Raw genomic sequence first — 19,909 nt, forward strand, 5'->3', positions numbered from 1 at the left:
GAATCAAAAATAAAAAATATAAGATTATGCAAAATCAAAATATAGAAAATGAAAATAAATTGTCTGAATATGGTCTTTGAAAATTACATTATATAGATTTTAAATAGGTTAATAAGGAAGGGTGAAGGTTATGGATAATAATATGAAATTTAAAGAAGGATTTTTATGGGGGGCTGCTACATCAGGCCCACAATGTGAAGGAACTTTTAATAAGAAACATAAGAATGTTTTTGATTATTGGTATGAGGTGGAGCCAGAATTATTCTTTGATAAGGTTGGACCAGAAGTAACATCTAATTTTTATAATAGCTATAAAGAAGACTTAGCTATGCTTAAATCTATTGGATTAAATAGTTTTAGAACATCAATTCAGTGGACACGTTTAATTAAAGACTTTGAAACAGGTGAAGCAGATGAAGATGGAGTTGAATTTTATAACAATGTAATAAATGAAATAATAAAAAATGATCTTACTCCGATTATAACACTTCATCACTTTGATTTACCTGTAGAATTATATGATAAATATGGTGGATGGGAGTCTAAGCATGTTGTTGATTTATTTGTTAAGTTTGCAAATACTGCTTTTGGACTATTTTCTGATAGGGTAAAACTTTGGACTACTTTTAATGAGCCAATAGTAGTTGTAGAGGGACAATACTTATATCAATTCCATTATCCAAAGGTTGTAGATGGTAAAAAGGCAGTTCAAGCATTATATAACATTAACCTAGCCTCTGCTAAGGCAATTAAAGCATTTAAAGAAAATAATTATGGGAAATATGGAGGTAAAATAGGAATAATTTTAAACTTAACTCCTTCATATCCAAGAGATGTTAATAATGAAGAAGATGTTAAGGCTTCTAAAATTGCAGATGCTTTATTTAATGAATCTTTCTTAATGCCAGCAATTAAGGGAGAATTCCCAAAACTCCTTGTAGATTTATTAAAAGAAGATGGAGTGTTATGGGAAAGTACTGAAGAAGAACTAAAGATAATTAAGGAAAATAATATAGAGTTCCTTGGAGTAAATTACTACTTCCCAAGAAGAATTAAGGCAAAGGAAGAGAAGGTAGATGAAAGTAAGCCATGGATGCCTGACAAGTACTTTGATAATTATGAAATGCCAGGAAGAAGGATGAATCCTTATAGAGGATGGGAAATTTACCCTAAGGCTGTTTATGATATTGCCATAAATATAAGAGATAATTATAATAATATTCCTTGGTATATATCTGAAAATGGTATGGGGGTAGAGGGCGAAGATAGATATATAAATTTTGAAGGAGTAATTGAAGATGACTATAGAATTGAGTTTATAAAAGAACATTTAGAATATCTTCATAAAGGAATAGAAGAAGGATCAAACTGTTTTGGATATCACTCTTGGACAGGAATTGATTGTTGGTCATGGTGTAATGCCTATAAAAATAGATATGGATTTATTGCACTAGACTTAAAAACTCAAAAGAAGACTATTAAAAAATCAGGACAATGGATTAAAGAATTTATAAAATAAAAGCGGATTTGCTGAATTAATAGTTTAATTAAGAATTAATAACTTTAAGTTATGGGACAGTATAATAAAATAAGGACTTAAGGTAGGTTTTAAAGAATATAAACTTCTTTAAATAAGCTATAGAACACTCTATGAACCAGTAGTATGGTAATTAGGGTGTTTTTTATTTACTAGATAATTATATATAACACTTCTTTAGTATAAATACATTTAAAAATTATGAATATATTATGTAAATCCTTAATATTATTACTATAGAAGATAAACTGAAAAATATATTAGAAATTATATTTTCAAATTGTAGTAAGTTTAATGTACTGTAAGCTCAAGAAAAACTAACTGCAAAATTAATTTTAGGAGGAGAGTAAAATTAATAAATTAAAAAGGATATCAATTATTTCTATTATTTTAATAGTTAGTATCTCTATCTTATCTATAGGAATAAGAAAATATTCAGTTGACTATAAAAATATAGAGGGTATTATTACTATACTTGCCACAGAGGAATATTCACCAAGAGATATGCTAACTGAGAAAAATGACAAGACTACCCAATATCTAGTAGATATATTTACAGAGCTAGACTTAGAAACTGTATTTGATGATTCTTATCGTCAGAAAATAATAAGAGGATTAGATGTATATAATGTAGTTGGTAAAGTAAGTGGTGAAAATAATAAAGAGGCAATAGTGATAACAGCACATTTTGATGCTTATTCAGGAAGTTTAGATAATTCATCTGGAGTAGCTGTTGCTATAGAAATGGCAAGAAAAGTTATAGAGAATACCTCTAATAAAGATATAATTTTTTCTTTAGTTAATGGGGAAGAAAGAAATCTAAAAGGTAGTGAAGCTTTGGTTCCAGTTTTGATGCCGATGTATGAAAAAATATATAATATAAATATCGATTGTGTGGGTTCTAAAAAAGCAGGAGCATTAGCACTTAAAAATATTAGTAGAGTTGAAGATTCAAGTGAATTATATGATTCAATAAAGGCGAGATTTACAGAAGATAAGGTTGATTTTGAAGATAGTATATCAAGTGAGAAGGTAAAGTACTATATGCAAACAGGAGATGGAGTTAGCGACTACGTACCTTTTGAGCAAAATAATATTCCTAATATTCATATATCACAACAAGGAATAGATGGTTTAACAGAAGATATGGCAGGACCAGAAAGTATAAATTTTAAGAACCTAAAGAAATTAGCAGATTCATTATCTAAATTTGTAGTTGAATTTTAACTTAGTAGTAGCAGATTTTATTATTATAATTAGAAATTAATATAAATAAGATATCTAATGGTTAATAAGGTGAAATTTAGGTGGGATTTTTGGATATTAATTGTACAATTTGAAGAAATAGATAATGCATCAGATACTATTAATACGGTAATACTTGATACAAGCGCAACTACAGAGGAAGTTTCTGCAATAGCTGTAGAAGTTAATACAAGTGTCAATGTTTTAGCTGATAAAGCTACAGAGGGAAGCTATAGAGGGAGTTGCTAATATGACTCAATCATCTACAGAAAGTTCAAGTTCAGTTAAAGAAAATGTTAGTGAAGCTACTGCTGCTATGAATAATATTGCAGAAGCGGCTCAAGGACAAGCTAAATTATCTCAAGACTTAACTGAAATAATTTCAAAGTTTAATATTTAACTGGATGATATAGATTGAGCTTAAGAAAATAAATTTAATATATAGTGTCTAATTTAAGACTCAATATAAAATTACTAAAAAGTTAGGGAATAGGAAGATTTTAAAATAATAAATTTTCTTATTCCCTATTTTAATTATATTTTTAGTCTTCTTTATTTCTTCAAGTAGATAATGAATAAACTAAAATTTGCATACTTTATATCTAGGCTAAAAGGTCAATTTCATAACATTTATCTTGTGAAAGTAAAATGCCATTGGTAAATTCGATACAAAGAATAATGGTGTTTGTATCATTAAAATCGTTATGCCAATTATCTATTCATTCCGTAAATGACGTCTTTAGTTTCTAAACCCAGTTTCTTCTTAATTGACTTTTCTTTTTCTAAATTCTAATTTGAAAATTTATTATAAATAGAGTATAACATAATATGTAAATACATATTTCTAGTAATTAATAATTTAAAAATTTTTTTAATATTATGTTAGAAAGTTAAGTTTAGCTATTTAACAGTATCAATTAGTTGGACAATCTATAAATAATATATATAATAAGTACATGGAAATAATTTCATTTAAAAATATTTGTACTTTTATATAAAATCAAGATTTCTTTATTAAATCAATTAAGAATAAGTGACCATAAAGGAGATAGAAAATGGAAAAAAAATCTTTGCTTAGTAGAATTTCAACTCAGTTAGTAGTAGCTTTTACTATTACAATAGTATTAACAGCTACTATTAGTATTATGTCAATTTCTAATTTAGCTAAGGTAAATGAAGCTGGCAGTAATCTTTATAAAAATAATGTACTTGGTGTTAGTAGTATATCTAAAATAATACAAAACTTATTACAATTAGAAGTTAATTTAAATAAGTTATTTAATGGTGCAGAAGGTGAAGAAAAAGAAAAATTAATTGAAAGTATAACTAAATTAAAAGAGAGCACTGCATTTAATTTAGATATTTACGGATCAGCACTTGAAAATGAAGAAGATAAAAAATTATTTAATGAGTTAAAGGCTGAAATAGGAGAGTATAACATAGTCAGAGATGAGGTTATTGTTCCTTTAATTAAGTCTAATAATATGAAAGAAGCAGAAGTTAGATTTCATGAGTTAGAGGAAATTGAGGCAAGGACTCTAAGTAAAGCTAATGAATTAGTGGAAAAAAATAATCAGTGGGCTAGTGAAGCAAATAAAGAAAATGCAGGGATTTTTTCGAGGTCTTCTAGAAATACAATTATTTTAGCTATTATTACATTATTAGTATCAATAGCATGTACTATAATTATGGTAAGAAAAATAAGTAAATCTCTTATGAAAATCTTAGCTTTAGCTAATAGAATGTCTAACTATGATTTATCTACAGATATAAGTATTGAAACTAAAACGGAATTTGCTGATATAGGGATTGCATTAAATTCAGCTCAAGGGAATATTAGGCATTTAGTTGAGAATGTTATAGAAAGTGTAGATAACGTAACTGCTTCTAGTGAGGAATTATCAGCTACAGTTGAAGAAATGACTGCACAATTTAATGAAATAGATAATGCATCCAGTGCTATTAATTCAGAGATAATTGATACAAGTGCAACTACAGAAGAAATTTCTAAGATAGCTTTAGAAGTAAATACAAGTGTTAATGTTCTATCAGGAAAAGCTACAGATGGAAGCTATAACTCTGAAAAAATTATGAGTAGAGCAGCTGAAATTAAGTCAAATACAGAAACAATGATAAGTAATACAATGAATATTTATCAAGATGTTGAAAGAGAAATAATTGAAAGCATAGAAAAAGGAAAAGTAATTAATGAAATAGGAATAATGGCTAATACTATTGAGGGGATTGCAAGCCAAACTAATTTACTTGCTTTAAATGCGGCAATTGAAGCAGCTAAGGCTGGAGAAAATGGAAGAGGATTTGCAGTTGTAGCAGAGGAAGTAAGAAGTTTAGCAGAAGCATCTAGAGAAGCAGTAGGAAATGTGAAGATTCTTGTAAATGAAATTAAAGGCAGCTTTAAAGGTATAGATGAAAGCAGTAATAAGCTATTAAACTTTATGAATAATGATATATTAAAGGAGTTTAATAATTTTATTGAATTAGGAAAGCAATATGAAAAGGATGGAATTTTCGTTAGTACAATGAGTAGTGAAATAGCAGCTATGAGTGAAGAGTTAGCAGCAGCCATTCTTGAAGTTAAAGAAGCTATAGATGAGGTATCAGCTAAGGTTCAAGGTGTAACAGAAAATTCTACTTCAGTTAAAGAAAATGTTAGTGAAGCTAATGTTGCTATAAATAACATTGCAGAGTCAGCTCAAGGACAAGCTAAATTATCTCAAGACTTAACTGAAATAATTTCAAAGTTCAACATATAAAATGCAAAGCATTTTATTAATTAAAGAATGAAAGAATTAAGTAATGAAAAAATAATTTATAAAAATCTTTATAGATTCTTTGATTTTTTAATTCTTTCATTTTTAACGCTTCGCATTATTTAGATTTTAATTATTGGTAAAATATACTATAATTATATAAAGTAAAGAAATATTGGAGGTTATATATGAAAATCGCTATTATTGGGCTTGGTTCTATAGCTAAAAAGGCATATTTACCAATACTATCTGTAATGGAGGGAGTAGAATTATATATTTCTACTAGAAATAAGAAAGTATTAGATGAAGTTTCTAATAAATATAAGATAGATAGATCTTATATAAATTATGAAAATTTAATTTCAGAGAATATAGATGGAGCTATAATTTCAACTCATGCAGATGGACATTATGAAATTGCTAAGAAGCTAATTGAAAATGGAGTTAATGTCTATATAGATAAGCCTTTAACTTATAATCTTAATAAAAGTGAAGAAATAGTAGAATTAGCTAAGAAAAATAATGTAATAGCTATGGTAGGCTTTAATAGAAGATTTTGTCCTAAGGTAAGTGAATTAAAGAAAAAGGGTAAGGCTGATATTATAGTTATGGAGAAAAATAGGGAGTATCCACCTGGAGATACTAGGCAGTTTATAGTTGAAGATTTTATCCATGTTGTTGATACTTTAAGGTTTTTAATGGATGAGGAAGTTAAAAGTTTAGATGTCAATTTCTCTAAGAAAAATAATAAGTTAAATAGTGTAGTAGTTACCTTTAAGGGGGAAAATACTACAGCTGTTGGTATAATGAATAGATGTGCCGGTATCACAGAAGAAATAATTGAATATATGGTAAAGGGAAATAAGTTTGTTGTTGAAGAGTTAGTTGATTCTATTGAAGTTAACAATAATGGTAAGACTAGAACTACCTTTGGAGGCTGGAAAAGTAGCCTTTATAAAAGAGGCTTTGACGATTTAATAACTCATTTCTTGGATTCTATAAAAGAAAAGAAGAATCCAAATCCAAGTTTAGAGGACTCTATAATATCACATAAGATTTGTGAAGAGATAGTAAATTATATTAATAATAATTAGTGAAGAAGCTGTATCATATTGATTTTATAAAATCAGTCTTGATATGGCTTTTTTCCATCTCTAAATATTTATTCATATAGTTATGTGATTAGTGGTATATTTATTAAGTTTCTTTATGACAATAAGAAGATTTTCGTTAAAACTAAATGACATTAATATAAATTCATTTTTTAGTAGGTTTAATGCCTATAGAATAGAGATTTAGACTTTACAAAGAAAAGTGACTATCATATTTTTCTTATTTTTTAGATAAGTATACAATAATATTTGATGGCATGGAGCGAATATAAAGTATAAAGTAAGATAGTATGAATTATATTTTCATAATTTGATATAAACTTTTATATATTTTTGTTATTATATAATCATAGATTTGTAAGTAATTTTAGGCTTATATGTATTTTGCTTATGAGCAAGATCATACATATGAGTTTTAGAATCAATTATTTATGGACAAGTAAGTCGTTATCTCCCACATAAATAAGGGGAGTATTATTGGCACTAGTCATTGGATAAAAAATAAAAGCTTTAAGGTACAAGGAGGAAGTTATGAAGCATAAAGGAGTAGTATTTTTTGATGTAGATGGAACCTTAATTGATTGGACAAAGAAAATATATGCACCAACAAAAGTAACTAAGGATGCTATAGTAAAATTAAGAGAAAATGGTTATTTAACTATTTTAGCAACGGGAAGACCAAAAAATTGTATAGATGAAGGAATAGTAGATTTAGGACTAAATGGATATATAGCTTCAAATGGAGCTTATGCAGAGATAGATAATAAGATTTTATTTAATGAAACTTTAGATAATAATGAACTTAAGGTATTACTTGATTTCCTAGAAGAAAATAATGTTGTGTATATGCTTGAGGGTCAGGAATATAATTATGTTTTAGATATTAATAATGAAAAAATATCAAATCTTATAAAAGAAGTTAAATTAAATATAGACAACTTTAGTGAAGAATGGGATAAAGAAACTGTAAAAGTTAGCAAGATAATAGCAGTAGCTTATGATAATAAATCCTTTGATTTAGTTTGTGAAAGATTTTTAAAAGAAGGATATGCATTTATGTCAAATATAAGCAATGGTGGACTTTTTGAAATCTATAAAGCTAAGTATACAAAGGGATATGGAGTAGAACATTTATTAAATTTATTAGATATAAGTAAAGATAATGCTTATGCTTTTGGTGATGGTGAAAATGATATAGAAATGTTCCAAGCTGTAAAATATGGAATAGCTATGGGTGGTTATCATGAAAAGCTAGAACAATATGCATATGATTTTACAGAAGATGTAGCTAATGAAGGAATAGAAAAAGGACTTAAAAAATTAGGACTAATATAATATAATTCAACATATTATTTTTCAACTCAATAAAAGAAAAGAAGAATTCAAGTTCAGAGGACCCAATAATTACACATAGGATTTGTGAAGATATAGTAAACTATATTAATAATAATTAATGAAAAAGCTAACTAGAAAAGAGCTCTAGTTAGCTTTTTTATTTCCTTGAGTTGTTAGGCTATTGTTTTTAATACGAAAAGACAGAAGGATTCATCCAAAAAGCTTTTATTTATATGAATAGAATTATTAGTAGGTTTTACTATACTTGTTTTTGTAGATTGTAATGCATGTGATTTAGGATCTGTTAAGCAATTATTAGTGTTTTTATCTACCATATATTCTATTAATTCATAGGTTTTGTTATCTAAGTTATTTAGTATAAGAGATAGTTCATCTGATTCTTTATAAGGATTGGATACTAAGACACAAATTTCATCATTCTTTACAGTTGCAACAGCTTTGTTTTCTAAATATTCTTCAATCATTAGCTCGTGACTACCTAGCATTTTAAACATTGTCATAACATGTCCACTAGGAGTAGGAATGTATTTGTTTTCATTATTAAGTATAAACATAGTTCTTCCAATTTGTTGATTTGGATTATGGAAGGTGCACCAAGGAAACATCTTTAAGTTATTACAATGTGAGCCGATTATCATACCAGCTATTTCTCCAGAAGCATTTTGTAGATTAGTAGGTCTACCAGCATCTCCAATTCCAACTCTTAAGCCATATTCTGTCATTAAAAGTGGAAGATTAGGAAGACTAAGTTCATTAATCATTTCTTCGTGGCGGAGGTAAAATTCCATAATACGTAGAGGATTTGTATGATATTCATGCATAGAATAAAAATCTATTACTTTATCATTATCATTACTAAGAAGTTCTAAGAATTCTTGCCAGTAATGCCAGTGAGTAATACCATGAGATAACCCAAAGCCTCCAATTTTAAGAGGAATTTTATATTTATGTTCTTTGTTCAATTGAGTTATTGCTCTATATGCACACTTATAAAGTTCATAGTATTCCTTCATATTAAGCCTACCAAACTGTTCTAATTCAACCTCATTACAACACTCAATATAGGCTATATTTGGGCAAAGCTCCTTATAATATTCTACAACATTTTTAAAAACCTCTTCATATTGTTGGTAAGTTATGATTCCTTCAATAGTTTCTCGCTCATATCTACGTAAATTTAGTAAAACTTCTTCCGCATAAATAGCATGAGAAACTAAATATTCTTGAATATGAGCATTTACAGGAGAAGGGATAGTAAGTGGCCAATCGTAGTGATAATGGTTTTCATCATCTACATATCTATTTACTCCTATAGGATAGTCCCAGAAGTATTCATTAGTGCGATAATCCCAGACTTCATCTAAAGTTACAAATAACCGAATTATATTAGGTTTACCTATTACTTCTGCCATAACTTCAGGGAAATCAGAAGAAGGTGTGTACCGTAGGGTAGTATTTTGATATTTCTCTACATGAGTCCATTTACGATAAGGATTCTTGGTGTTAACAGTAATTTTCATATTAAACCTCCATTAATTAGAAAGTAGGCGTAAAGTTTTTACACCATTTTCTTACTTTAATAATTATATAAATGTTTCGTGGGTTTAAGAAAAACAAAGATTCCTGTATTTATATTAATAATGCATGGTTTGATATAAATATATGCACCTTAGAAAGGTTATATATAACTTTTCTATATAAACTTTAGATTATAATCAGAAACTAATACTACTATAATAGTAGCACAGATAACATAATGTGAAATAAAATAAGAAAAAATAAAAAAATAAAAAATATCTTGAAATAAAATTACAAAAGGTGTATATTCTAATTATAGGATAATATTCCTTAATAAGGAATATGGAATAGAGTATAGGGAGAGGGGAAAATGGATACAAAAGTTTCAATTGCAGTGACTATTGTAGAAGCTTTAGGTGGAGTTTCGAATATTAAAGAATTCGAAAACTGTATGACTCGTTTACGTGTTGCAGTAAAGGATCCAGCTAAAGTAGACAGAAATTCACTTTCAAGAATCGACGGAGTTTTAAAAGTTGTTGGTAGTGATACTGAAATTCAAGTAGTACTTGGACCTGGTGTTGCTGAAAACGTAAGTGATGAACTGAAGAATATGGAGGGACTAAATTACACTGAAATTGATATTGACAATCCAATTATGACAAAGAAAAATGCAGGCAATTTTTTTGAATTCCTTGCAAAGGTTTTCACACCTCTTGTACCAGTATTTGCTGGCTCAGGATTACTTTTTGGACTAATGAAGATATTTACTTTAATTTATAACCTAAATGGTGCACAAATTTTTAATCCAGCTGCTATTGCAGATGGTGGTTCAGTATTTATGGCTGCATTAAGCGTATTAGCTTCTACATTTTTTACCTACTTAAATATCGCTGTTGCTATGCAAGCTGCAAAGGTTATGGGCGGAAATCCATTCCTTGGCTTAGTTGCAGGAGGAATTATTAGTAGTGTTGGAGCGTTAAATGGCACTGCTATGGGAATAGGAACATTAACATTTGCTAATGGACGTGGCGGAGTTTTATCAGCATTGTGTGCTGGTGCTTTAATTGCCATTGTAGAAAAATGGGTAAAGAAACGAGTACCTAATGCATTAAGGGTTCACACTCCATCATTAGTTGCTATTGCAGTAGTTGGACTAGCATCTTTATATGTTCTTCAACCGATAGGCGGATTAGTAACAGACTGGATAGCTACAATTTTATTATGGGTATTTGAGAATTTTGGACCGCTAGGTGGAGCTATTATTTCGGCAACCTTCTTACCACTTGTAATGACAGGATTGCACCATGGTTTAACACCTGTGCATGCTACTTTGATTCAAGAAGTAGGATACACTTCCTTATATGGTTATCAATCTTTTGCTGGTGCAGGACAAGTAGGCGCTGCCATAGCTCTTTATTTTAAATACAGACAGCAAAAGAAATTGAGAGAAGCAATAAATGGAGGTCTTCCAGCAGGAATATTAGGAATAGGAGAACCATTAATTTTTGGGGTTACTCTACCATTAGGAAGAGCCTTTGCTACAGCATGCTTAGGAGCTGCATTTGGAGGATTAGTTGCTGGATTTTTCCCGGGATTTGGAGCGGAAACTATAAGTGTTTCAGGTTTACTTGGAACTTTAGTTAATACTAGACCTATAGTATATCTTTTGGGATATTTGGTAGCTATTGCTGGAGGATTCATACTAACTTGGGCAATTGGAGTAAAAAAGGGAAATCTCGAATCTTTTGGATCAGAAAAATAATTAATAAAAATGTAGGTATGGATGTATTCATCCATACCTTGTTAATAAAGGAGAAATAGAAATGAGTTTTATGTTTAAACCCTTGGCCTATGATGATTTAACTGCAATAAATAGGCCAATATTAGATTCTTTAACTTCAGATACAATTGCAGTTGGAAATGATAATATTACAAAAATCATTACCGATAGTCTTAGTAATTTAGAAAAATCTGTTCTATTAATCGATGGATATGTGGGAAGTAATTTTGAAGGACTTTTACATGAACTTATAAAGGTGATAAAAGAAAATAATTACAAAACCTTCGACATGAGAGATATATACTTAAGTGAAGAAGAAATTTCTAAAATTACTCAAGAGAATTTGCCATTAAATTATGAAGATGATCCTGTTTTATTATTCGGAAGCATATATCAAGGAAAAATAGAAGATTTTATTCATCAGGAAAAACTTAAGAATACAATTAATGAGATAATAAATTATCAAGGATTAGCTATAGTTTTTGGACATGGTTCTACAGTAAAAGAGTTTTTAGATATAGCTACAAAGGTAGTATATATAGATATCTCCCCTAAGAGTGCTGCAATCAGAGCTAGAGAAGGAAAATTTAAAAATATAGGAGATAAAGAAATAAGGCCTTTTAATGCTTTGATGAGAAGAAACTATTATGTAGATTTTGAAGTAGTTATCCATCAAAGGAAAAACATTATAAATGATAATAAAATAGACTTTTATATAGATGGAAATAATGATGAAGAATACAAGCTTCTGCCATTTAATTCTCTTAAGGAGTTATTAAGGACACTATCTAATTATCCTTTCCGCTGTAAACCTGTTTATTTAGAAGGTATATGGGGCGGAGAGTTTATTAGAAAAGTTAGAAATCTTCCTATGGATATTTCAAAGAATGTAGCTTGGATATTTGAATTCATTCCTATGGAAGTTAGCATTGTTGTAGATATAAATTCAATTAATTTTGAGATTCCATTTGCTACATTTATGAGCCTTCAAGGAGATAAAATAATAGGGGAAAAAGCTTATAATAAATTTGATGGATATTTCCCTATTAGATTTAATTATGATGATACTTATCATAGCGATGGAAATATGTCAATACAGGTACATCCACAGGGAGAATTCACAAGAGAACACTATAATGAAAAAGGATCACAGGATGAGGCTTATTATGTTATAGCTACTGGACACAATGCAAAAACTTACGTTGGATTTAAGAATGACGTAGATGTAGATGAGTTCATGAATTTAGCAGAAAGGTCTAATAATTATGGTTCATACATTGATTATAAGAAATATATAAATGCAGAGGATTCAATACCTGGCAGACAGTTTATGTTACCAGCAGGAACAATCCATGCATCTGGACAAAATCAACTTATTTTAGAGCTGGGAAGTTTAACAATAGGGTCATATACCTATAAAATTTATGATTATAATAGAAAAGATAAGGATGGAAATACAAGACCTATACACATAAAAAATGCTAGAAAAGTCTTAGATCACAATAGAAACACAGACTGGGTAAGAAAGAATATAGCTATAGAGCCAAGACTTGTGGATGAAGATAATGATTATAAAGAATATGTAGTAGGTGATACTGATTTAATGTATTACCAAACTAGTAGAGTGGAACTTGTAACAAATGGATGCTATAAGGGAAAAAATAATGGACAATTTACAGTTATTACACTTGTTGATGGTGAAGAAGTAGAAGTATATTCAGAATGTAATCCAGAATTTAAGTTTAATCAAAAGTTTTTAGATATTGTTGTAATTCCTTCAACGATTACTGATTACGTAATAGTTAATAAAGGGTATCAACCAGTAGTGATTCATAAGACCTATTTAAAGAATAACTTTGAAAAATATATTCTATAATCAAGGAGGGGGAAAATGAGTTTTATTAGAGAGCCTAAGGGAATTCAAGAATTTTGGGATGAATGTATCCTTAGTGGAGAAAATGTTAAATGGCGTCAAAAGTATGTTAGAGAATGTGTGAATGTTTATAAGAATAATGATGCAATCAATGATTTTGGTGATAAGATTGCATATAGAGTAGCCAATCAGAATTTTAATAGAGAGAGCTATGTAAAGGGAAATCTTCAATGGGGAATTACTTATATTAATCCATTTACAGTAGATGGAGAGTGTGCAATGACTTCAGGGCATTATCATGATGATAATGATTGTGATGAATATTATTATGGTCTAGATGGTGAAGGCTTTTTATTATTTTGGGATGGTAAAGATGAATTTTATGCTGAAAAGGTATTTAAAGGTTCTTTACATTACATTAATGGGAAATATGCTCATAGGATAATAAATTCTGGAGATACGGTTTTAGCTGTTGCCGCTTGTAGCCTTCCTTCTAGTAAGCAAAATCATAAAAAAATTGAAGAAAGAGGTTTTCCATATAGATGCTATAAAGAAAATGATGAAATTATTTGGAAGGAAGAAAAACGATGAAGCCTCTTAGATTACAATCTGTAAATGTAAAAGTGCCTTGGGCAGGAGATAGATTATCTAAGCTTAGAGGATTAGATAAGGGGATTGGGATTGTTCGGGAAGTATGTGCTTATAAAAATAGTGAAAATAAGATTGTTAATGCTGAATATGAAGGAATGAATCTTAGAGATTTAATTTCAACTCAGTATGACAAATTAATGGGTGATGATACAAGTAATCAGATGATTAGAGCAGCCTATATAGATGCAAATGAAGATTTATCAATTCAAGTACATCCTTATGAAGAATATGCAAAAAACGTTGAAGGGGATTTTGGAAAGTCAGAATCATGGTATGTATTAGAATGTGATGAAAATGCTAAAGTAATAGCTGGATGCAATATAGATGATATTAATCTATTAAGAGAATCGACGGAAAATGGAAGTATTGAAAAGTATTTAGAAGCTGTACCAATAGAAGTGGGAGACTTCGTTTATATTCCTGCTGGTATAATACATGCTTGTGGAAAGGGAAGCCTAGTTATAGAAATAGGAAGCTTTGGAGGTATTACCTATAGAATGTATGATTATAACAGAGGAAGAGAGCTACACCATGATAAAGGATTCCAAGTTCTTGATACCAGTCTTAGAGCAAGTAAAAAAAGTTTTCCAATACATGAAAGAAAAAATAATATTATAAAGAAGGGTGTTAAATCTGAGGAATTTACTGTTGATGTTATAGATACAATTGATTCACAGAAAATCACCAAAGAGAATAAATATCATATCCTTACTTGTGTTCTTAATCAATGTAATATTATAATTAATGAAGAGAAATATCCATTAGAGTACACAGAAACTTTAGTAATTCCTGCAGAAATAAAGGAATATGAAATAGAAGGAGATTGTAGAGTTTTGTGTAGTTATAGGCCATGATTTGGAGGTTGTTTTATGGACATGATGCATATAATGAGAAAAATATACAATACACTACCATATTCTGAGAAAAAGGTTGCTGATTTTATGATGAAAAATCCAAAGCAGGTTTTATCTCTTAGCGTGTTTGAATTAGCAGATTTATGTAGTGTATCGGCACCAACTATTTCACGATTTGTAAAAAGGGCTTTTGATTTGAATTTTCATGAAGCAAAAGTAGAATTGGCTAAAAATCTATCAGGACTTGAAGAAAATAACGTTAATGAGATATTAAGTTGGGCTGATGATTTAAGTGATATGCCTTCCAAAATTGTTAATGAGATTTCTCTAACATGTAGCGATGTTATAAAATCTAATTCAGTTGATACCTTTAAAACAGCTATTGATATAATTAAAAATGCAAATACGGTATACCTTTTTGCTATTGGAGCTTCAGCTATAGTAGCAATGGATTTTCAAAATAAACTTTTGAAGATTGGTATAAGAGCTGTATTTATGAATGATGGAAATCTCAACATTTTAAATTCTAATGTTTGTACTTCAAAGGATGTGGCTATAGCCATAAGTTTTAGTGGTAGAACAAAGGAAGTTAATGTTGCAGTAGAAAATGCAAAAAAGAATAATACTCCTATTATAGCTATTATTCAAAAGTCGGATTGTACCCTAGGTAGGCTAGCAGATTATACATTGTTGACTCCTAGTTATGAAATAAATGAAAATCGTATAAGTGCAATTTTCTCAAGGTATGGTCAGCTCTTCGTTGTAGATTACTTATTTATGGGTTTGACAAAGCAAGTGATAAGCAATGCAGATCATTTTTCAGAAAACTACCATAAGTTTTTTGAAATGCTAAAGGAGGGCAATGAATGAAAAAAGTGAATATAGATTTTATTTCTCCTATGGAAGGTACAATTATTCCTATAGAATCTGTAGAGGACGATATCTTTTCTGATAAAGTAATGGGTGATGGTTTTGCAATAACTCCTATAAAGGATGAAGTAGTTGCTCCTTTTGATGGTGAAATAAAAGTATTATATCCTGGCGGTCATGCTATAGTCCTTGCTCATGAAACAGGTGTATCTATTATGATACACATTGGATTAGAGTTATATAAACTGGGACAAGACATATTTAAGGTTTATATTAAGCAAGGACAAAAAGTGAAAAAAGGTGAAAGATTAATAAAGATAAATATGAAAAAAGCAATAAAAAGTAATTTGTTATTAATATCACCAATTGTTTTTTTAAATAAAGAAAAGGTAAATTTATTAAAACGAAACGAGTTTGTTAAACTTAGAGAAGAAGATATAATAGAGATTTATAATAAATTTTGAATAGAAAAACCTAGCTAGAGGATCCTCTAGCTAGTTTTTTAGTATTACAATAATTGATAATAGATTGATGATGAAAGGTTATTATTGACAACTAATTCCAATACCATATTACCAGTAAAAGTAAAATAGAAAGGATGATAGAGCATTATAGTGTTATTTAAAGCAAAATTAGTAATATTTATATTCTATACAAGCTAACTGGAAAAGGCTTTTTTGCAAACTGACAACTTATAGTATATAATAAGTTGTAGGAAGTGAGGGTTATATGATAGAATTTAGAAATGTTAAGAAAAGCTACAAATCCAATATTATATTAGAGAATTTTAATTTGAAAATAGATAGTGGAGATTTAGTAGTACTAATAGGATCAAGTGGTTGTGGTAAAACTACATTATTGAAAATGATAAATAGATTAATAGAAACAACCTCTGGTGAAATATTAGTTAATGGAAAAAATATAAAAGAAGAGGATCCTATTAAGCTTAGAAGAAGTATAGGATACGTAATTCAACAAACTGGATTATTTCCTCATATGACAGTTAAAGAAAATATCGAAATAATCCCGAAGCTTATGGGAAAAGCTGATGGTGTTATAGATAAGAAGACTAATGAATTATTAAATATGGTTGGATTAGATCCAGAACAGTTTAGTGATAGATATCCAGTAGAATTAAGTGGTGGACAACAACAAAGGATTGGAGTTGCAAGAGCCTTTGCAGCAGATGCTGAAATAATTCTTATGGACGAGCCTTTTAGTGCATTGGATCCAATAACAAGAACTGAATTACAAGAAGAGTTATTTAATATTCAAAGAGAATATAAGAAAACAATTGTTTTTGTAACTCACGATATGGATGAAGCTCTTAATTTAGCAGATAAAATATGTATATTAAAAGGGGGAAAAATATTGCAATATGATACCCCTGAAAATATATTAAAAAATCCAGCAGGCCCATATGTTGAAGACTTCGTTGGTAAGAATAAGATTTGGTCAAAACCTGAAATGATTAGGGCAGAAGATGTTATGATTACAAATCCAGTAACAGTAAATCCTAAGAGAAATGTTCTACAAGGCATTCAAATTATGAGAGAAAAGAAGGTTGATAGTTTATTAGCAACGGATAAAACGGGTAAACTTCTAGGCTTTGTTACTCTTGAAAAAATTCAGAAAATAGAAAATAAGAAGACTTTAATAGAAGAAATTATGAGTAGTGATCCTGCTTGTGTTTGTGAGGATATGAGTTTACCAGAACTTTTAGAAGTCTTTAATAACTTAAAAAGAGGTTACTTACCAGTATGTAATGCAGAAGGAAAACTTAGAGGCTTAGTAACAAGAAGTAGCTTAATATCTGCATTAAGTAGTCAGTATATAGAAATGGGAGGTAATAATGATGAGTAGTTTTATGGAGCAATTAGTTATAAAAAAATCAGAAATTCTTACCCTTCTATTAGAACATATACAACTTACATTAATAGCGGTATTAATAGCAGTAGCAATAGGAGTTCCTCTTGGAATAGTAATAACAAGAAATAAAAAATTAGCATCAGGTGTAATCGGAGTTGCAAACCTTACACAAGCTATACCGAGTTTAGCTATACTAGGTTTCCTAATTCCTATAATAGGTATAGGATCTGCACCGTCTATAACAATGGTAGTTTTATATTCAATGCTACCAATAATTAAAAATACTTATACTGGAATAATTAATATAAATCCAGATATGCTAGAAGCAGCTAAAGGTCTAGGTATGACAAATAGTCAAACTTTAAGATTAATAAAAATTCCACTAGCCATGCCAGTAATTATGGCAGGTATAAGAATGGCAGCTGTAACAGCAGTTGGGCTTATGACTATTGCAGCCTTTGTTGGAGCAGGGGGACTTGGATACTTAGTATTCTCAGGAATCCAAACTGTAGATAATAACTTAATATTATTTGGTGCAATACCAGCAGCAGTACTAGCTTTATTAATAGATTTTGTAACAGGAAAGATAGAAGAAGCAACTATGCCAAATGGTATAAAAAGATCAGATGGAACTATGAAGGTAAAGAGAAGAGCTATATCTAAAAAAAGAAAAAAATTTACTATTATTGCAATATCATTAGCAGTAATTATATGTATTGGATTAATAGTAGTACCTAAATTTATAGGTAAAAATGATAGAAAAATTACAGTTGCATCAAAGAATTATACTGAGCAACTCATATTAGGAAATGTTTTATCAGAACTTATAAAAAATAATACTGATATTGAAGTAGAAGAAAAGTTCAATTTAGGAGGTAGCCAAGTTACCTTTAATGCAATTAAGTCTGGAGCAGTAGATTTATATGCTGAGTATTTAGGTACAGGATATGTTAATATCTTAAATATTAATGATAATAATTCAAATAAGGATGAAGTCTATAATATAGTTAAGGATAGATTTAAAAATGAGTATAACTTAGAAACATTAAATCCACTTGGATTTAATAATACTTATGCTATGGCAGTTACTCAAGAAACAGCAGAGAAATACAATTTAAAAACTGTATCTGATCTAGCTAAAGTTTCAAAAGAACTTGTAATTGGACCAACTATAGAATTCCCAAATAGAGAAGATGGTCTTATAGGATTAGAAAAGGCTTATAATATGAAATTCAAAGATGTTAAACCAGTAGATGGTGGATTAAGATATACTGCAGTTGCAAATAATGAAACTCAAGTAATTGATGCTTTCACTACAGATGGATTAATAGACAAGTTCAATCTAGTAGTGTTAGAAGATGATAAAAACTTCTTCCCACCATACGATGCTGTAACTATTATTAGAGAAGATACTTTAGAAAAGTTCCCAGAACTTAGAGAAGTAATAGCTATGGTTGAAGGAAAATTAACTGAAGAGAAAATGAGAAAAATGAACTATGAAGTTGATATAAATAAAAGAGATGTTAAGACTGTGGCTAAGGAATTCTTAGAAGAAGAAGGACTTATAAACAATTAAAAGTTATCAATTAATTATTAATAATTAAGGTGAAAACTCAGCAAAAGCTGGGTTTTTATTTTGAAAATAAAATTGTATATGGCTAGTTTAGAGGGAAATAATTTAATTTATTAAGTGGTGGAAGATAAAAAGATTTAGTGAATTCAGTAATATCATCATTTAAAAGTAAAGAGCAAAACAAATAGTCAAGCAAAAGCACTTCAAAGATGTGTTATAAATAGAATTAAGAAAAGAAAATATTTCTAGATAAAGAATATATTAATATAGTTTTGATTTGGCTAAAAGAGTTCTTTCCATTGATATTATTATGAATTATTGGTATAATTAAAATCTGTTTTGAAAAAATGATTAACTTTATATATAACTTTTGGAGGGTTTAAAATGCCAAAGAGAATAGCCATATTAGGTGGGCCGAGATGTGGAAAGACTACATTAATACAACAATTATATGTAGAAATGAAAATTAGAGATTTAAACGTTGGAGTAGCAACTGAATACAGCACTGATTATTTAAGAGATAAGGGAATGATAGAAAATATTGCAGAGCAATATGGAATTTATTTAGGACAACTTCACCTTGAAAATAGCTTAAATGAATTTGAGTATGCAATAACAGACTATGCAACTTTTGTTCCATATATATATGGAAGATTTATGCTTGGAGATAAAAAGAGGACAACTAAGGAAATTGAAATTTTAAAAGATTTATACATACTTGCATTAAGAGATTTACCTAAATATGATCATATTTTCTTTGTTCCAAGAGAATTTGGTTATACAAAAGATGGTGTAAGATGGCAAGATGAAGAAGTAGCGCAAGCTGTTGATAATGCTATCTTAAGTTTCTTAGAAGCGGAAAATGTAAGATATACAACTATAACAGGTTCAACTAAAGAG

The 19,909-nt window shown here is 29.2% G+C and carries 17 protein-coding genes; 16 read left to right on the forward strand and 1 reads right to left on the reverse strand.

Annotation, left to right across the window (positions count from 1 at the left end):
* The first annotated feature begins 130 nt into the window (after nucleotides 1-130).
* The 7 genes from E6248_RS03770 (at nucleotide 131) to E6248_RS03800 (ending at nucleotide 8,000) form a co-directional block, all read left to right on the forward strand.
* Complete coding sequence (locus tag E6248_RS03770; protein ID WP_396335123.1) at nucleotides 131-1,519, forward strand: glycoside hydrolase family 1 protein; 1,389 nt, start codon at nucleotides 131-133, stop codon at nucleotides 1,517-1,519.
* Nucleotides 1,520-2,041: 522 nt separating this feature from the next.
* On the forward strand, nucleotides 2,042-2,764 hold the full coding sequence (locus tag E6248_RS03775) for a M28 family peptidase (RefSeq protein WP_316339486.1): 723 nt from the start codon (nucleotides 2,042-2,044) through the stop codon (nucleotides 2,762-2,764).
* A 69-nt stretch (nucleotides 2,765-2,833) separates the two neighbouring features.
* Nucleotides 2,834-3,031: a hypothetical protein gene (locus tag E6248_RS03780; RefSeq protein ID WP_316339487.1), complete on the forward strand. Its 198-nt coding sequence runs from the start codon at nucleotides 2,834-2,836 to the stop codon at nucleotides 3,029-3,031.
* 1 nt (nucleotide 3,032) lies between these two features.
* The gene (locus E6248_RS03785) at nucleotides 3,033-3,182 is read left to right on the forward strand and encodes a hypothetical protein (RefSeq protein WP_316339488.1); all 150 of its coding nucleotides are present in this window, start codon (nucleotides 3,033-3,035) and stop codon (nucleotides 3,180-3,182) included.
* A gap of 655 nt (nucleotides 3,183-3,837) precedes the next feature.
* A complete protein-coding gene (locus E6248_RS03790; protein ID WP_316339489.1) occupies nucleotides 3,838-5,556 on the forward strand; it encodes a methyl-accepting chemotaxis protein in 1,719 nt (572 codons plus the stop codon).
* A gap of 185 nt (nucleotides 5,557-5,741) precedes the next feature.
* The gene (locus tag E6248_RS03795; protein WP_316339490.1) at nucleotides 5,742-6,647 is read left to right on the forward strand and encodes a Gfo/Idh/MocA family oxidoreductase; all 906 of its coding nucleotides are present in this window, start codon (nucleotides 5,742-5,744) and stop codon (nucleotides 6,645-6,647) included.
* Between the two features lie 549 nt (nucleotides 6,648-7,196).
* Entirely contained in the window at nucleotides 7,197-8,000 is an 804-nt protein-coding gene (locus E6248_RS03800; protein WP_316339491.1) for an HAD family hydrolase, read from the forward strand.
* A 173-nt stretch (nucleotides 8,001-8,173) separates the two neighbouring features.
* On the opposite strand, the gene E6248_RS03805 is transcribed toward E6248_RS03800, so the two are convergent.
* Nucleotides 8,174-9,541 (reverse strand): GH39 family glycosyl hydrolase, encoded by a 1,368-nt coding sequence (locus tag E6248_RS03805; protein ID WP_316339492.1) that lies wholly within the window; start codon nucleotides 9,539-9,541, stop codon nucleotides 8,174-8,176.
* A gap of 368 nt (nucleotides 9,542-9,909) precedes the next feature.
* Here E6248_RS03805 and E6248_RS03810 point away from each other — a divergent pair, with 368 nt between their 5' ends.
* The 9 genes from E6248_RS03810 to E6248_RS03850 all read left to right on the forward strand — a co-directional run.
* Nucleotides 9,910-11,301: a PTS transporter subunit EIIC gene (locus E6248_RS03810; RefSeq protein ID WP_316339493.1), complete on the forward strand. Its 1,392-nt coding sequence runs from the start codon at nucleotides 9,910-9,912 to the stop codon at nucleotides 11,299-11,301.
* A 61-nt stretch (nucleotides 11,302-11,362) separates the two neighbouring features.
* Entirely contained in the window at nucleotides 11,363-13,195 is a 1,833-nt protein-coding gene (locus E6248_RS03815) for a class I mannose-6-phosphate isomerase (RefSeq protein ID WP_316339494.1), read from the forward strand.
* A gap of 15 nt (nucleotides 13,196-13,210) precedes the next feature.
* Nucleotides 13,211-13,783: a glucose-6-phosphate isomerase family protein gene (locus E6248_RS03820; protein ID WP_316339495.1), complete on the forward strand. Its 573-nt coding sequence runs from the start codon at nucleotides 13,211-13,213 to the stop codon at nucleotides 13,781-13,783.
* A complete protein-coding gene (locus tag E6248_RS03825; protein WP_316339496.1) occupies nucleotides 13,780-14,697 on the forward strand; it encodes a class I mannose-6-phosphate isomerase in 918 nt (305 codons plus the stop codon). The genes E6248_RS03820 and E6248_RS03825 overlap by 4 nt, the downstream gene beginning before the upstream one ends.
* Nucleotides 14,698-14,712: 15 nt before the next feature.
* Nucleotides 14,713-15,567 carry a MurR/RpiR family transcriptional regulator gene (locus tag E6248_RS03830; protein ID WP_316339497.1) on the forward strand — a complete coding sequence of 285 codons (855 nt, stop codon included), beginning with the start codon at nucleotides 14,713-14,715 and terminating at the stop codon, nucleotides 15,565-15,567.
* Complete coding sequence (locus E6248_RS03835) at nucleotides 15,564-16,031, forward strand: PTS glucose transporter subunit IIA (RefSeq protein ID WP_316339498.1); 468 nt, start codon at nucleotides 15,564-15,566, stop codon at nucleotides 16,029-16,031. Before E6248_RS03830 ends, E6248_RS03835 begins: the two co-directional genes overlap by 4 nt.
* A 265-nt stretch (nucleotides 16,032-16,296) precedes the next feature.
* Nucleotides 16,297-17,430 (forward strand): ABC transporter ATP-binding protein, encoded by a 1,134-nt coding sequence (locus tag E6248_RS03840; RefSeq protein ID WP_316339499.1) that lies wholly within the window; start codon nucleotides 16,297-16,299, stop codon nucleotides 17,428-17,430.
* Entirely contained in the window at nucleotides 17,423-19,012 is a 1,590-nt protein-coding gene (locus tag E6248_RS03845) for a glycine betaine ABC transporter substrate-binding protein (protein WP_316339500.1), read from the forward strand. Before E6248_RS03840 ends, E6248_RS03845 begins: the two co-directional genes overlap by 8 nt.
* Nucleotides 19,013-19,393: 381 nt before the next feature.
* Nucleotides 19,394-19,909, forward strand: a 516-nt coding sequence (locus tag E6248_RS03850) for an ATP-binding protein (RefSeq protein ID WP_316339501.1), incomplete at its 3' end; no start/stop codon positions are given.

Origin of the sequence: Clostridium sp. (genome assembly GCF_032552055.1) — a bacterium.
Classification (GTDB): Bacteria; Bacillota; Clostridia; order Clostridiales; family Clostridiaceae; genus Clostridium.